This is a genomic window from Paraburkholderia graminis, assembly GCF_003330785.1.
Lineage (GTDB): Bacteria > Pseudomonadota > Gammaproteobacteria > Burkholderiales > Burkholderiaceae > Paraburkholderia > Paraburkholderia graminis.
This window is the reverse complement of the sequence record NZ_CP024934.1, coordinates 1,960,060-1,975,050: the sequence shown is the minus strand read 5'-3', so window position 1 is coordinate 1,975,050 and position 14,991 is coordinate 1,960,060. Positions and strand designations below refer to the sequence as shown.

Here is a 14,991-nt window from a genome sequence, read left to right as displayed (position 1 = left end):
GCACGTCGTAAGCTGGTAAACGACATTTATCCGCGTTCCTTAGCTGGTTTACGACAAATTCGCCAATCCGCCCGTGTCGATTAGCTGGTAAACGACACGCCTCCCGGATAGCGTTTTAGCTGGTAAACGACAAAACCGGTAGAATGGAAGCTGGTTAACGACAAATTCCCGGCTCCATGCCCTCCCTCGAAGTCGAAAAACGACAATCCGATGAAATTGTCTTCGCGACCGGTGACACCGGCTTCGACCGCACGCTTCAAAGGCGCGCGAAGGAAGGCGGCCTGTTGCGCGTCGCGCGAGGCGTCTACGTCGAGCCCGGTAATCAGGAAGAGGTCGCGGGGCGGATTCGCCGAAACTGGCAGAAAATCGCCGCGCACGCGGTGCCTGGCGCGGTAGTCTCCCACTGTAGCGCATTCGCCGGCGGCATCACCGCGGCCAATGAAGTCGTACTCTCCCATCCCACGCGGTTTAACCGGCGTATCACCTACCCCGGCCTCACGCTCGTGCTGATGAAAGGCCCCGGGCCTATGCCCCGCGATCTGCGGCTTGGATCGCTCGATCTTTACTGGGCCTCGCAGGAACGTGCGCTACTCGAAAATCTCGCGCGGGGGGCGGCCGCAACCCGGGCGTCGCGCGAGGAGATTGAAGAACGCCTCGTTGCCTGCCTGAGCGCGAACAAAGAGCCAGGCCTCAACCAGATTCGGGATCGCGCTCGCGAACTTGTCGAACCGCTCGGCGCAGCAAAGAGCTATGAGACGCTCAACGGACTGATAGGCGCGCTGCTGAGCACGCATTCAAAGGGCGTGCTCAAAACGAAGGCTGGATTGGCTATCGCCCAGGGCGCGCCTATCGACATGGCGCGCATGACGCTCTTCGGCACGCTGGCAACCGCGCTACGCACGGCGGTGTTGCCCGACATCGTGGACGTGGCCGTTGCGGGCGACAGCCGCATCCATTTCGCGTTTCTTGAATCGTATTTTTCCAACTATGTCGAAGGAACACGGTTCTCTGTCGAGGAAGCGGAAGGCATCGTCTTGCGCAATCAGATCGTTGCGCAAAGACCCAAGGATTCACACGACATCCTGGGCGTATTCAATCTGGCGTATCGCACCGAGACCCGCGCAATAGTGCCGCCAGTCGGTGAAGATTTCATCGACGTGCTTCAGGAGCGCCATCGGATCATGCTCGAGCGCAGACCTGAGGCAGACCCTGGCAATCTGAAGCTCGAGGCAAATTATGCGGGCACCACGCAGTTCGTCGAGCCCTCTCACGTTCGCGGCACGCTCGCCGAAGGATCTCGCCTCGCGTTGACCGTCCCCGAGGGCCTCGCGCGGGCCATTTTTTATCTCTTTCTGATCGCGGAAGTTCATCCCTTCGCGGACGGCAATGGGCGTCTGTCGCGGCTGATCATGAATGCGGAGCTTTCGCGGGGCGAGCGCGCTCGCATCATTATCCCCACGCTTTTCCATCCGCAGTTCGTGGACTGCCTGAGAGCCCTCACACAAAGCGGACGTCCCGAGCCGCTCATCAGTTCCCTCGCACGAATGGCAGCGTGGTGCGCGGGCTTCGACTATGCCGAACTTGAAGCAGTCGTGCCCGCCATGCGCAGCGCACACGCGTTCGAAGAGTCGCCGGCGGAATTCCGGCTGCTCAATGCGGACGGCAGCCGGGCCACGTAGTAGCGTCTCGTCCCGTCACAAAGCTCAATGCATCCCACCCGCCCCAATAGCCTCCCCATAAACCGCAGCCACGCGCTTCGCGATCACCGAATTATCGAAGTTCTCACGCGCATAGCGTCGGCACGCGTCGGCGTCCGGCAGCTTCAGCCTGCCGCTTAGCGCGCCCGCGAGACCCGCCGCGATGGCTTGCGCGCCCGTCTCCGGCAACACGAGATCGGGCGACAGCCCCGCCACCGCTTCCGGCAAGCCGCCGACCGGCGTCACCAGCACCGGCGTGCCCGACGCGAGCGATTCGACCGTGATGAGCCCGAAGCCTTCGAGCGCCACCGTCGGCACCACGCTGATATTCGCCGCACGATACAACGCCGCGAGATGCTGATCGGGCACGAAGCCGAGCAGCTTCACGTTGTCCTGCAAACCGGCCTCGTCGATGCGCGCCTGCAATTCGTCCGCGAGACGCCCCTTGCCCGCGATCAGCAGCAGCACGTCCGGATGGGCCGCCTTCAGCAGCTTGACCGCGTCGATCAGATCCTCCAGACCCATGCGCCGCACGAGACGCCGCACCGCCAGCACGATCGGACGATCCTGCGGCAATTGCAGCTTCAAGCGCGCTTCGGCCGGTGTGATCGGCAGATTGAATTGCTCGACGTCGACGCAACCCGGCACCACGCGCACACGGTCCGGCGAAATGCGATAACGCGAAGTCAGAATCTTGCCGAACGCCTCCGACAAGACGATGAGCCGTGACGAACGCGCATACACGGATTGCTCGAGATAACGCTTCGCGCGCTGGCCGAGCGAATCGGCGCCTTCGACATGGCTCTCGTCGGCCCACGGTCCCTGAAAATGCGAGACCTGCGGAATGCCGCGCGTGACGTCGAGCCCAGGAAACGTATACAGCGCGAAGTGCGACGAGATCACGTCGGGACGCGAGCGGCCGATCTCCTCGCGCAGCGCGCGGCGTGCGGCCATCAAGCGCAATGGCAGCGATTGCCCGGCCGAACCGAAGCCGTTGATCGCACCGCCGGTATCGGCGGCCACTTTCGGCGAGCCGGCCACGACGCCGCGCACCGCGACGCCCGCGCCCGGCAGCGCGCCGACCAGCGAGTAATACATGCGGTCGAGGCCGCCCGCGCGCTCGGGGAACCAGTGCATCCCGATCTGCAGCGATTTGATTGAACTCGTCGTCATTGTCATTGCCCCTTGTCGATTTCGTGAGGTATTCGTTGGATTGCGATGGTCGCGTGTCCGACGCGCCGTCGCTTCATTCGCCGCTCTTGTGGCCGGCCAGCGAGTTGAGCGTCAGCGCGTCGGTCTTAGCGACCGCCGCCGCGTCGGCTTCGCTGCGCCGGCGATTTTTCTGCTGCCCTTCGAGCTGCCGATACAGCGCAATGTATTGCGCGGCCATGCGCGCCCAGCCGAAGCCGGTTGCGAGTTCGTTGGCGGCTTTGCCCATGTTGCGGCGCGCGTTGTCGTCGGCGGCAAGGCGCGCGACTGCGGCAGCAAGCAAGCGCGGATCGTCGGGATCGTCGAGCACGATGCCGCACTCCGGCGTGATGATCTCGGCGCCGCCCGCGGTGCGCGCGGTCACGACCGGCAGACCCGCGGCCATCGCTTCGAGCAGCGACAGGCTCATTGCCTCATAACGTGATGGAAACACGAACGCATCGACGGAATGCATCAGCACGGGCATCTCTTTCACGAGCCCGAGAAAATGCACGCGATGCGCAATGCCGAGCGCCTTCGCTTCGTCCGGATAAGGACTGCCCGGCAGGAAACCGGCCACCGCGATATGCACATGCTCGGGCAAATGCTTGAGCGCGGCCAGCACCGTGCCGAGGTTCTTGCGCGGCGTGCGCAGATCGCCGACGAACAGCAGCAGGAACGCATCGGAAGGCAGACCGAATTTCGCACGATCGCCGGTGGCCGCCGCAAAGCCCTGCGTATCGACGCCGTTATAGATCACGTCCACACGGTTATCCGGCGTGAGGCCGATCGCGCGGATTTCGTCGGCGACCTTCTGCGAGACCGCCGTGATCACCTTCGAGCGCCGGTAGGCCCAGCGCTCAAGCATCGCATTGCAGCGCGTATAGATCGACTGATACGCGGACCACACGCCCTTCAGCAGCCCGAACGGGTAGTACTTGCTGCCGAGCCAGCCGCTATGCACGAAGTGCGATGTGTTGACGTCGGCGGGCATCCACGTAATGAAGCCGTTCACATGCAGCACGTCGTATTCGCGGCGATGCGCGCGCAGCCACAGCGCGCTCTTGAACGCGAACACCTGCTGGCGCAGCAGATTGGTGGGCCACCAGCGGCCGATCTTGATCGGCGCCCAGCGGACATTCGGATGAACGAGCAGATCGGGCGCCACATGCGAAGCGATCAGCGTCACGCCGATGCCTTCGTCGAGCGCCGCGCGCGCGATCTCGTGGTTGACGCGCCCCTGGCCGTCGTTATGGCGCACAACGTGCGTGACAATGGCGACTCTCAATCAGTGCCTCCGTGAAAAATTGGCGTGCGCGATGGGCTATTGACCGCGTTGACGCGGTTGATCTTGTCGTAATGCACCGCGGAAAGAATTGAAAAAACGCTCATGAAAAGCAGCAGTCCGCCGGTGCCGACGAGCGAATTGGTGAACACGAGCATCGCGAAGGTCGCGAGGCACAGGCTCAGGCACGCGGACACGTATTTGTCGTGGCGCAATCTGAACGACGCGAGCACCGCGCGCGTGAGCAGCCACACGATGCCCGACATATAGAGCAGCGTGCCGGGCCATCCCAGCACGAACGGTATGTTCATCACGCCGCTGTCGAAGTTGCCGTACTGGCCGAGTTGGCCGCCGTCGTTCGAGAGTTTCGTCGACGTGCCGGTCGCGCCCATGCCTTCGCCGGAGACATCGGTGAAGGCGGTCTTCGCGAAGGTCGCGTAGAACTCGTTGCGCGCGGCATAGCTCTGGTCGTCGTTCAGATTGACGATGGTCGACAGACGCGCCTGCATCCGCTCGGCCACCGGACCGACCGCGAGCAGCGGCACGCATAACCCCGCAAGCAGCACCGCGCTCGCGACGATCCGCAAGCGCACCTTGTTGTTCGACTTGATCAACTGGATCAGCAGCGCGATCACCCAACCGCCCCATGTGGAGCGCACGAGGCTCAGCGCAAACGAGAAGAAGCCGAGCGCTGCCGCGACCCAGCGCACGCGATGCGTGGCGGCCATCACGTAGACCATCGCGCCCATCATCGCGAACGCGAACGGTCCCGACGAATTCATCGTGCTGAAGACGCGCACGCCCATCGGCACGGGATCGCCTTGCGAGTTCATCTGCGAGCCGAGCATCCACAGCGCGTCCCACTGCGGCATGATGAAAAACTGGATCAGGCCGTAGCCGCCCATCACGAGCATGCCCCAGATAAACGTGTTGACGATGATGTCGCGATACTGCGGATACTGGCGCGTGTTCGCCATGATGTGAAAGCCGATCAGGATCGGATAGAGCCAGTTCGCGAGGTCGTAGGTGGCCGCGAGCGGACCGCTCGACACCACGCCGACGAGGTACGCATAGACGAGGCCGAGCAGGATCAGCAGCACAGGCAGACCGCGTCGCTGGCCGAGCAGCCGGTAGTAGCGCAGCAGCGAGAATGCGCTGATCATCGTGACGGCGAGCGGCGCGACCTGGATCAGGCTCGTCGGCGTGAACGAGCCTTTGGACCAGTCGGCGAGACGCCGCACTTCCGGGCTCAGAAACCACAGCCACCACATGAAGCCGATATAGCGCGCGGGACTCTTGAAGTAGAGCCACAGGCCCGTGAGAATCGCGAGGACGGGAAACGCGAGCGTCAACACCGTGCCTTGATGCGCGACGATCAGCACCGCCGTGATGAGCCAGAGCATCGCCGATGGTAGCCATTCGCGGCGGCCTCGCCTTGCGCCCTGCACGGCCGCCGCCTCTACAGCGCTGGACATGCCAGGTATGCCGGGCGTAGGCGGGAAGTCCGCTCGCGGAAACGTCGACATCGCTTACAGACCTCCGCGCGATTCTTGCGCGGCGCCGGCCTGCGCTTGCCTGCTTGCGGCGTTATTCGCGGCCTTGCTCGCGGCCTTGTCTGCGTCGGCGCTCTGCGCGCCCCGGCCGCGCACTCCAGCGCGTGCACGCAGCATCTCCTGCGTGATGCGCACGTGCTGCATCGCGTAGTGCTCGGTCGTGAGATCGCGCGCGAGCAGACCGGTCGCCGCCGCTTGCGCCTGTCTCAGTGCATCCATTGGCGCGGCGGCGAGCTGATCGACGGCATCGCGCAACGCGGGCGGATTGAATGGCGGAATGTAGAAAGCCTCGCTCGCCGGAAAATAATCCTGCAAGGCGCCGACGTTGGTCACGACCATCGGCTTGCCGACCGCCGCCGCCTCAAGCATCACCGTAATGCCCGACGCGTGCGTATTCGGCCGCAGCGGCACGACGATCACATCGGCCCAGTCATACAACTCATGCTGTTTCTTGATGCCTGAAAACAGCGCGATCTCGACGTTCGGCGCACGCAGCGAAGCGGGAATCCGGCGACGCGTGGCGAGCTTCACCGTGTAGCGCGCGTCGTTGCCGAATGCCTTGATGAGCGTCTCCCAGTCGCGGTCGCGGTCGTTGCCGATCGCGGCGATGCGGATCGGCGAATGCGGCTTCCATTCGGTCGGCGTCTTCACGGGGAAGTCGCGCGTGTTCAGACCGTACAGCAACGGCTTCGCGTCGCGATCGAAATAGCGCTTGCACAGCGCGGCGTTTTCGCTGGCGAGCGTGGTCAACTGATCGGCGCGAGTCATCAGCTTGCGATACAGCCAGCGACGCACGATGCCATACGAAGGCCACTTGTCGAGCAGCCACACGCTTTGCGCGAGCAGCAGCGGCGACGCATTCGCGCCGGCCTTGCGGCCGCTCAGCAGAAGCATCAGCGCGGCGGAAAGCCATTCCTGTTCGGTATGCGTCCAGATCACGTCGGCATTCAGCATGTCCGCGCGATTGCGCCACGTGTGAATGAAATCGAAGCCGAGCGCCGCCTTCAGTGCGCGGCGCGCGAGGCGCACCGGTTTGCTTTCGCGCGCGTCTTGCGAATAGCTGAGCGCGAACGCGTCGGACTCGGCGTGGTGATAGCCGTACAGGCAACCGATGTTGTCGCCCGGTCGATAGAAACGCGGATCGGCGCCGTAAAACAGATGAACGTGAACCTTGGTAGTCATGTAGAGATTCCCTTTGCCGATGCCGATGCCGATGCCCACGCGTCCAACCCGCTGCGTGCCGCTTGCATGAACCGCCGCGTCACGCGGTCCGCGACAGCGCGCGCCGCGCCTCGTGCGCGCCGGTTCGCACCGCGCGCCAGCGCGAGAGCTTCAAACGCGCCTGTTTTGACAGCAGCGCGAGCGCCGCATGCGTGAGCCCCGGATACACCTTCGTGCCGACGAGCGTCCACCACCACCACGCGGTTTCGCGGCGCAGCGGCGGCAACTGGTCGCGCAGAATCAGATGGAAGTTGAACGCGGCGTTACGCAATGCGGCCATGGTCTGCGCATCGCGGCGGTCGTCGTCGAAACGTTCGGCGGGGAAATGATCGACCGCCACGCGCGGGTCGTACATCAGCTTCCAGCCGGCGTTCTTGACCGCGAGGCTGAACGCCATGTCGTTGTGAACCTGGGCGCCCGCGCCGCGCAGCCGTGCATCGAAACGGATGTTGCGCACCGCGTCGCGCCGATAGCTCATGTTGGCGCCCTTCAGGATGTCGACTTCGCGTGCGCCGCCCACGCCGAGATGATGATTGCCGATGATCTTGCCGTGCGCGGTGACCTTGCCGACCAATGGCCGCTCGCCGTCGAGCACGCGGCCTTTTTCGTGCACCCAGTCGCGGCCGCCGAGCGCGCCGAGCCGCGCGTCGCTTTCGAACGCGGCGGCGATGCGCTGCACCCAGTCGGGATGCGGCGCGGCGTCGTCGTCGGTGATGGCGATCACGTCGCCGCTCGCGGCGTCTAGTCCGCGATTGAGCGCGGCCACCTGGCCGGGCACGTCGACGAGCGCCACCGATAGCGGCAGCTTGCCCGGCACCGCCGGATCGCGCAGACAGGTATGCGTCGCGTCGTCGTCGGCGCGCGCGACCACCACGACTTCGTCGGGCGCGCGCGACTGCCGTTGCAGCGCCGCGAGGCAACGCGCGAGGTCGGCCGGGCGGCGGTAAGTCGGAACCAGTACCGTCACTTTCATTGCGATGTCCTTGTTGCTGAGTCCTTGATGCGATGCGTTTCGCTAGCCAAGGCCGTTACGGTTACGTGCTCAGATATTCCTGCACCGCCGCGTAACTGCGGTCATAGCCGCCGCGAGCACGCGCCGGCATGCCGTTGAAGATGCCGCCCTGCACATGTACGCCGGCCCCGCGCAGACGCTTGAGCGAGTCGATGATCTCGCCCTCGCTGTGCATGCCCGAACGCATCACGAAGAACGTCGAGCCTGCATACGCGCCGATGATCGACGCATCGGTCACCGCGAGCACCGGCGGCGTGTCGATCAGGATCACGTCGTAGCGTTTCGCGAGGGCGTCGAGGTATTGCGGCAAACGCGGCGACATCAGCAACTCGGACGGATTCGGCGGACGGCGTCCGCACGAGATAAAGCTGAGGTTCTCGATCTCCGACGCGCGGATCGACTCCTCCAGCGAAATCTGACCGCTCAGCAATTCCGACAAACCGTTTTCCTGCGTGCCGCCGAGGTAGCGTTCGAGCACACCGCGGCGCATGTCGCCGTCGATCATCAGCACGCGCTTGCCCGAATGCGCGAGCAGCACGGCGAGGTTGACCGTGAGGAAGCTCTTGCCGACGCCCGCCATCGGTCCCGTGAGCATGACGATGCGATTCTTTGCATCCATGATCGTGAACTGCATCGACGTGCGCAGACTGCGCAGACTCTCCACGGTGACGTCCTTCGGCCGCGCATTCGCGAGCACGGAACGCAGGCGCTCGCCGCCGCGCGCGAATCCGTTTTCGAGCAGCGTCTGCTCGGCGCTCATCGGCACGAGGCCGAACACCGGCAGACGAAATGCGCGCTCGATATGCTCGGGGTCGTCGATGCCCTTGAACATATTGCGGCGCAGGAACACGAAGCCGGTGCCCGCGATCAGCCCGAGGATCGTCGCCGCCGACAGGATCAGCGCCTTCTTCGGCTTGACCGGCGATCCGGGACGCAGCGCGGCGTCGACGATATGCACGTTGCCGCCGGTGCCGGCCTTCTGCACCGACAACTCCTGCACGCGATTGAGCAGCAGCACGTAGATGTCTTCCGCGACCTTCGCGTCGCGCTGCAACTGCACGGCCTTGACCTCGGTGGCCGGCAGATCGCGGAAACGGTCCGCGTATTTCGTGCGTTGCGCCTGCAACTCGGCCATCTGCTCGCGTGCGGCCTTCAGCATCGGATGGTCGTCGCCGTAACGTTCGGTGAGCTGCGCCATCTGCAGACGCAAGCCGGCAATCTGCTGTTCGTACTGCACGCTGCCTTCGAGATAAACCTTCGCCTCCTCGCTCGCGTTGATCGAGCCGGACTGACGCTGATACGCGGTCAGCGCGGCCTCGGCGCGTTCGAGATCGGACTTCAGGCGCGGCTCTTCGCTTTTCAGGAAGTCGAGCATCTTGCTTGCATCGGACTGCTTGTTCGCGATGTGCTGACGCACATACGACTGCGCGAGCGCGTTGGCGACGAGCGCGGCATGCTCGGGGTTTTTATCCTCCAGCGAAATCTGGATCACGCCCGTCTGCTTGCCCTGCTCCTGCACGCTGATCGCGGATTGAAACGCGCTGATCGCGTCGAGATCGTTCGCCCGCATCACGGTGAATTCCTCGCCCGGACGCGCGACCAGCTTGCTGACCAGCATCGTCACGCCGCCGCCTTGCGCCTGCTGCCCGACCTGACCGCGCAGCAGCAGCGCGCCGTTCTCCGCATGCAGTTCGTAGCGGCCGCCGTCGAGCGCCTTCATGGTCAGCTTCTGGCCTTCGAGCGCGGGCAGCACGTCGATCGAATCGACGTCGACAACCTCGCCGCCCCATGCATACGACGACAAGCCGAGCCACGGCTTCGCCGGCTCGCCAGGCGTCGCGACGCGCGCGGCGATGCTGCCGAGCAGCGGCAGCGTTTTCGGCGTGACGCTGAAGTTCAGCTTCATCTGCTCGACGACCGGCGCCACCACGCCGCGGCTCTTGATGATTTCGATTTCGGCGTCGGTCGGCAGCGAACTGGAGCCGCTCGTGATCGCGGCGCCGGTCTGCGTTTGCGTGAGCGCCTGCGACGTGTTGTCGGCCTGCTCGACACGCACATGTGCATCGGCCGAATAGATCGGCTTGGCGAGCACGCAGTACGCGCCGGCAATCGCGACGACCGCCGCCGCGATCGCGATGAGCCACCAGATGTCGTCGAGGATCACCTGCACCAGTTGCCCGAGGACCACGTCCTCTTCTTCGGTCCTGATCGGGCCGGCCATGTGTGGAGAAATTTGATTGCTCACAGTTCGATCCCGTATCTGGTTAGCGCGTCAGTTGCTTCAGGTAGAACAGCGTCTGCACGCTCGGCAACACCTGCTGCAACACGCGGTTGAACGTGGTCGAGGCGGCGGTGCCCACATACACGACATCGAGCGGCTGCAACTGGAACTGCGCGGACAGCATGATCGCGTCGGGCTGCGTCATGTCGAGGCGGTACACGTCCGGCGTGGTCGGATGCTCGCGCATGCCGCGCATCACGAAGATCTGCCGCGGATTGGCGTCGGTGTCGAGAATGCCGCCGGCTTGCGTGAGCGCGTCCGCGATCGTCAGACGGCCCTTGAGCATCGGCACCTGAATCGGCGTCTTCACTTCGCCCATCACGAAGATGCGGCTGTTGCTGCGGTCCGGCACGTTGATGACGTCGCCGTTTTGCAGCATCACGTTCTGCGTGGTGTCGCCCGCATCGAGCATGCGGTTCGCGTCGAGCACGTAAAGCGTCTTGTTGCGCGTGAGGCGCACGCGCTGGATGTCGGCGTCGGCAGTCGTGCCGCCCGAGCGCGTGAGCGCATCGACGAGCGTGAGCGGCACGTCACTGACCGCGAGCGGACCCGGCGTTTTGACTTCGCCGGTGACCTGCACTTTCTGGCCGCGATACGACAGCACGCGCACATCGACTTGCGGATTGCGGATATAGCGCACGAGGCCGCGCGCGAGCTGATCGCGCAACTCGCCGACGGTCTTGCCCGCGGCCATGATGCGGCCGACGAACGGGAAATAGATGGTGCCGTCCGCGGCGACGGTCTGGCCGTACGGATCGGCCTGGCCCGGCAACGCGGCCGTGTACGGCTGCTGCAACGCGCCGGCGATGGTCTGCGTGCTGGTGCCGCCCGCCGACAGCGTGCTGCCCTGCGGCGTGGTCAATTCGGGGTGATCCCACACGGTGATGCCGAGAATGTCTTGCGGCGACAGCCGGTAGACGTACTGCGAAGGATCGCTGAAGGTCGAGGTCGGCAACGGACGCGGCGGTGCGCTGGCTTCGGCCTGCGCCTGGGCGGCGACGACGCTCGCGTCGATCACATGGACCGGATAGGTTTCGGCGGACTGGCTCTGACTCTGGTGCTGGCCGTCGTCTTTCAGACGCGACGTGTCGAGGTAATTACCCGGTGCGGTGGCGCAGGCCGACAGAAAGGACGTCAGCAAAAGCGTGGCGGCGAACTTCGTGATCAGCTTCGTTTTCGGGTTCGCGAATGTAGGTGTAGCGAGTGTTTTCATCAGCATATTTTTTTCAGCCATCCCATGACCAGATGTTCGATGAGCACGAGACTTTCCCTGTAAGCGGATTCCTCGCCGCCGTGCGGATCGGCGACGTCGGCCAGGTCTTCCCACTTGCCGAGCGGAAAGACCTTGCCGCGCGAAGCCGGATCGAGTGCTTCGACTTCGCCGATCTGCGCGCGCTCGCTCACGAGCACGAGATCGGCGGATCGCACGAGCCGGCGGTCAAGCCGCCGCGAGTGATGCGCGCCGGATGCGACGCCGCGCTCGGCGAGCAGGCGCCGCATCACCGGGTCCATGCCGTGGCCGTTCATCGCGCGAATGCCCGCCGAATGAAACGCGATGGACGCCGACGCCTGGCGCGCCTTGAACAGCATTTCGGCGGCCGGCGAACGGCACACGTTGGCGTGGCAGACGATCAGAACATTGGCGAACATGTCGGGCTCCGGGATGAGGCGCGTAGTGCGGGCGGGCGGCGTGACAGGCAGGCTTATTGGCCGGCCTGGGCCACGGCGAGCGCATCCGCTTGCGTACCGCCGTGCGTATCGCCATGCACGGGCGGCAGGCCGTTCACGCCGACTCTTGCGGGCGCATTGCGCAGCGCATGCTGGCGTCCGATCGCGTGATACTCGATGCCGAGTTCGAGCAACGCGTCCGGTTCGTACAGATTGCGGCCGTCGAAAATAAGCGGCGTTTTCAGCATCGTTTTGAGCGCATTGAAGTCCGGGCTCTTGAAGACTTTCCACTCGGTCAGGATCACGAGCGCGTCGGCGTCTTGCGCTGCTTCCATCTCTTCGTTCACGAACTGCAGACGCGCGTGCTGCTGCGGCACGTCCTTCAGATCGAGCGCGAACACGCGCTTCGATTCGTCGATTGCGACCGGGTCGTACGCCTTCACGCGCGCGCCGCGGCGCAGCAGTTCGGCAATCAGCGGGCGGCTCGGCGCTTCGCGCATGTCGTCGGTATTCGGCTTGAACGCGAGGCCCCACACAGCGAACGTGCGGTCGGACAGGTCCTCGCCGAGACGCGCGACGATCTTCTGACCGAGCACTTTCTTCTGCGTGTCGTTGACCGCTTCCACGGCTTCGAGAATGCGCAGGTTCGCGTGGTGATCGGCGGCTGTGCGGATCAGCGCCTGCACGTCTTTGGGGAAGCACGAACCGCCGTAGCCGCAGCCCGCGTACAGGAAGTCGTAGCCGATGCGCGGGTCCGATCCGATGCCGCGGCGCACGGCCTCGATGTCCGCGCCGACGCGGTCGGCGAGATTCGCCAGCTCGTTCATGTACGAGATGCGCGTGGCGAGCATCGCGTTGGCCGCGTACTTGGTGAATTCGGCCGAGCGCACGTCCATGTACAGCGTGCGTTCGCGATTGCGGTTGAACGGCGCATAGAGGCGCTTCATCAATTCGCGCGCCTTTTCTCCGGGCACGTCTTCGTCGCAACCGAGCACGATGCGGTCGGGCCGCGTGAAGTCTTCCACTGCCGCGCCCTCTTTCAGGAACTCCGGGTTCGACACCACCGAGAACATGTGACTGAGGTTGCGCGCGGCAAGCTCTTCGGCGATTGCGTCGCGAACGCGTGAAGCCGTGCCGACCGGCACCGTCGATTTGTCGACGATCACCTTGAAGCCCGTCATGTGGCGGCCGATATTGCGTGCCGCGGCGAGCACGTATTGCAGATCCGCTGAGCCGTCTTCGTCCGACGGCGTGCCGACCGCGATGAACTGGATGTCGCCGTGCGCGACCGCCGCTTCGACGTCGGTCGAGAACGTGAGGCGTCCGGCCTTGCGATTGCGCGCGATGATCTCCTGCAGGCCCGGCTCGTGAATCGGCACGCCGCCGCCGTTGAGCACGTCGATCTTGCGCCGGTCGACGTCGAGACAGAACACGTCGTGGCCGATGTCGGCCAGACATGCGCCCGTCACGAGGCCTACGTAGCCGCTACCGATGATCGTCAGGTTCATGTATTACCTCGCAGGAGTTTGGAGTGAGTGTTCAATATGCGTTGCTGCCGACAAAGCCCTTCCACAGCGTCAGCACGACGATCTTGATGTCGAGCCAGAAGGTCCAGTGCTGCATGTAGTAGAGATCGAGCTTGACGCGGCCCATCATTTTTTCGATGCGGTCGGTTTCGCCGCGATAGCCGTTGATCTGCGCCCATCCGGTGATGCCCGGCTTGATCCGGTAGCGGTGCATGTAGCCCTTCACCAGATCCTTGTAGATGTCGTCGTGTTCGAGCGCATGCGGACGCGGGCCGACCACCGACATCTCGCCGCGCAGCACGTTGATGAATTGCGGCAGCTCGTCGAGGCTCGTGCGCCGCAGGAATGCGCCGACCGCGGTGATGCGCGGATCGCGCCGCGTGGCCTGCGTGATCTTGCCGGCCTCTTCCTTGTGTACTTTCATCGAGCGGAACTTGTAGATCTCGAACTCGTTTCCGTCGATGCCCTTGCGCTTCTGGCGGAAGAACACCGGACCCGGCGAGCTGAGCTTGACGAGCACCGCGATTCCGAGCATCAGCGGCGCGAGCGCGGTCAACGCGGCGAGCGCGAACAGCCGGTCGAAGATGCGCTTGGGCAGCACGCGCAAATCGGTGATCGGCGAAGCCGCGAGGTTGATCGCCGGCACGCCGAGCAGCTCCACCATCGGCTGATTGAAGAGCGTGAGGCTGCGCACGTCGGGAATAAAGCGGATGTTCACGAAGTCGTTGCGCAGATCCATCACAATGCGATGTATTTCCTTTTCCTTCGAGATGGGCAGCGCGAGCCACAATTCGCGGATCGCGCGCTGACGCACGAGCTGGATCATGCGCTGATAGTCGCGTTCGACGGGCACGCCTTCTATCGCGGCGGCCGCGTCGGGATCTTCATAGGGGTTGATCGTGCCGTTCTCGTCGAACACCACGACGGGGCTGAAGCCGGCGTCCGGGCGGCTGCGCATCTGCTGGATCAGAAAGCGCCCATACGGTGCGCCGCCCACGATCGCCACCGCGCGCTGATTGAAGCCTTCGCGGCGCAGCCCGCGCAGAATCGAGTAGACGATCACCTTGGTGACGATCAGCAGCACGATGGTCGCGGCCGCCCAATAGACGAGCCACAGCCGCGACAGACTGTCCGCGCGATGCAGGCTGAAGCTGATCAGCACGCCGGTGACTTCGACCATCGCCCAGCCGCCCGCGACGCGGCACAGCAGGTCGTAGAGCGGCTTGCCGCGCCATGACTGATAGATGCCGAGCGCGGGAAAGAACACGACGACGAGCAGCACGTCGAAGGCGAGCGACACGCTTTGCATGTCGTCCAGCCACACGACTTCTCCGTTGTGCACGGCCGCCGCGATCGCGGCGCCGAGCGCGACCATCGCGATGTCGATCAGTCTCGATAGAACGCTCAGCATGTGCTGCCCCTCAGTTCGTCAGTCAAGTGCCATCCTGCTGTTAGTCCGTTGCGTGCATCCGCCGGCCGCTTGGAACGCGCTGCCCGGTCGATTGGGCGGCACGCAAAAACGCCAGCAGCCGCGCCGGCAAATGAATTGCCCGACGCGAA

The 14,991-nt window shown here is 64.4% G+C and carries 12 protein-coding genes; 1 reads left to right on the top strand and 11 read right to left on the bottom strand.

Annotated elements, in window-relative coordinates; genetic code table 11:
• Positions 1–80 precede the first annotated feature (80 nt).
• The gene (locus CUJ91_RS34755; protein WP_198143912.1) at positions 81–458 is read right to left on the bottom strand and encodes a hypothetical protein; all 378 of its coding nucleotides are present in this window, start codon (positions 456–458) and stop codon (positions 81–83) included.
• A gap of 69 nt (positions 459–527) precedes the next feature.
• Between CUJ91_RS34755 and CUJ91_RS08815 the strand changes: the two genes are divergently transcribed.
• Positions 528–1,679, top strand: coding sequence for a Fic family protein (locus CUJ91_RS08815; RefSeq protein ID WP_244230990.1), 1,152 nt, complete (start codon positions 528–530; stop codon positions 1,677–1,679).
• 24 nt (positions 1,680–1,703) lie between these two features.
• On the opposite strand, the gene CUJ91_RS08810 is transcribed toward CUJ91_RS08815, so the two are convergent.
• The 10 genes from CUJ91_RS08810 to CUJ91_RS08765 form a co-directional block, all read right to left on the bottom strand.
• Positions 1,704–2,870 (bottom strand): glycosyltransferase family 4 protein, encoded by a 1,167-nt coding sequence (locus tag CUJ91_RS08810; RefSeq protein WP_114156121.1) that lies wholly within the window; start codon positions 2,868–2,870, stop codon positions 1,704–1,706.
• A 73-nt stretch (positions 2,871–2,943) separates the two neighbouring features.
• Positions 2,944–4,173, bottom strand: a complete 1,230-nt coding sequence (locus CUJ91_RS08805; RefSeq protein ID WP_114156120.1) for a glycosyltransferase family 4 protein — start codon at positions 4,171–4,173, stop codon at positions 2,944–2,946.
• A complete protein-coding gene (locus tag CUJ91_RS08800) occupies positions 4,170–5,696 on the bottom strand; it encodes a glucose-6-phosphate isomerase (RefSeq protein WP_114156119.1) in 1,527 nt (508 codons plus the stop codon). The genes CUJ91_RS08805 and CUJ91_RS08800 overlap by 4 nt, the downstream gene beginning before the upstream one ends.
• Positions 5,697–5,699: 3 nt before the next feature.
• Positions 5,700–6,905: a glycosyltransferase gene (locus CUJ91_RS08795; RefSeq protein ID WP_114156700.1), complete on the bottom strand. Its 1,206-nt coding sequence runs from the start codon at positions 6,903–6,905 to the stop codon at positions 5,700–5,702.
• Positions 6,906–6,984: 79 nt separating this feature from the next.
• Positions 6,985–7,917 (bottom strand): glycosyltransferase family 2 protein, encoded by a 933-nt coding sequence (locus CUJ91_RS08790; protein ID WP_006048995.1) that lies wholly within the window; start codon positions 7,915–7,917, stop codon positions 6,985–6,987.
• A 61-nt stretch (positions 7,918–7,978) separates the two neighbouring features.
• The gene (locus tag CUJ91_RS08785) at positions 7,979–10,177 is read right to left on the bottom strand and encodes a polysaccharide biosynthesis tyrosine autokinase (RefSeq protein WP_107707754.1); all 2,199 of its coding nucleotides are present in this window, start codon (positions 10,175–10,177) and stop codon (positions 7,979–7,981) included.
• 43 nt (positions 10,178–10,220) lie between these two features.
• Positions 10,221–11,456 (bottom strand): polysaccharide biosynthesis/export family protein, encoded by a 1,236-nt coding sequence (locus tag CUJ91_RS08780; protein ID WP_029968417.1) that lies wholly within the window; start codon positions 11,454–11,456, stop codon positions 10,221–10,223.
• Positions 11,450–11,887 carry an arsenate reductase/protein-tyrosine-phosphatase family protein gene (locus CUJ91_RS08775; RefSeq protein WP_029968415.1) on the bottom strand — a complete coding sequence of 146 codons (438 nt, stop codon included), beginning with the start codon at positions 11,885–11,887 and terminating at the stop codon, positions 11,450–11,452. The genes CUJ91_RS08780 and CUJ91_RS08775 overlap by 7 nt, the downstream gene beginning before the upstream one ends.
• A gap of 53 nt (positions 11,888–11,940) precedes the next feature.
• Positions 11,941–13,413: a UDP-glucose dehydrogenase family protein gene (locus tag CUJ91_RS08770; RefSeq protein WP_029968413.1), complete on the bottom strand. Its 1,473-nt coding sequence runs from the start codon at positions 13,411–13,413 to the stop codon at positions 11,941–11,943.
• 31 nt (positions 13,414–13,444) lie between these two features.
• Positions 13,445–14,842, bottom strand: coding sequence for an undecaprenyl-phosphate glucose phosphotransferase (locus tag CUJ91_RS08765; protein ID WP_006048991.1), 1,398 nt, complete (start codon positions 14,840–14,842; stop codon positions 13,445–13,447).
• Positions 14,843–14,991: the final 149 nt, after the last annotated feature.

Bases quoted from the DNA above. Each gene is read 5' to 3' on its own strand.
- CUJ91_RS34755 (WP_198143912.1), bottom strand. From the start codon at position 458: ATGGGAGAGTACGACTTCATTGGCCGCGGTGATGCCGCCGGCGAATGC.
- CUJ91_RS08815 (WP_244230990.1), top strand. From the start codon at position 528: ATGCCCCGCGATCTGCGGCTTGGATCGCTCGATCTTTACTGGGCCTCG.
- CUJ91_RS08810 (WP_114156121.1), bottom strand. From the start codon at position 2,870: ATGACGACGAGTTCAATCAAATCGCTGCAGATCGGGATGCACTGGTTC.
- CUJ91_RS08800 (WP_114156119.1), bottom strand. From the start codon at position 5,696: ATGTCGACGTTTCCGCGAGCGGACTTCCCGCCTACGCCCGGCATACCT.
- CUJ91_RS08795 (WP_114156700.1), bottom strand. From the start codon at position 6,905: ATGACTACCAAGGTTCACGTTCATCTGTTTTACGGCGCCGATCCGCGT.
- CUJ91_RS08790 (WP_006048995.1), bottom strand. From the start codon at position 7,917: ATGAAAGTGACGGTACTGGTTCCGACTTACCGCCGCCCGGCCGACCTC.
- CUJ91_RS08785 (WP_107707754.1), bottom strand. From the start codon at position 10,177: ATGGCCGGCCCGATCAGGACCGAAGAAGAGGACGTGGTCCTCGGGCAA.
- CUJ91_RS08780 (WP_029968417.1), bottom strand. From the start codon at position 11,456: ATGCTGATGAAAACACTCGCTACACCTACATTCGCGAACCCGAAAACG.
- CUJ91_RS08775 (WP_029968415.1), bottom strand. From the start codon at position 11,887: ATGTTCGCCAATGTTCTGATCGTCTGCCACGCCAACGTGTGCCGTTCG.
- CUJ91_RS08770 (WP_029968413.1), bottom strand. From the start codon at position 13,413: ATGAACCTGACGATCATCGGTAGCGGCTACGTAGGCCTCGTGACGGGC.
- CUJ91_RS08765 (WP_006048991.1), bottom strand. From the start codon at position 14,842: ATGCTGAGCGTTCTATCGAGACTGATCGACATCGCGATGGTCGCGCTC.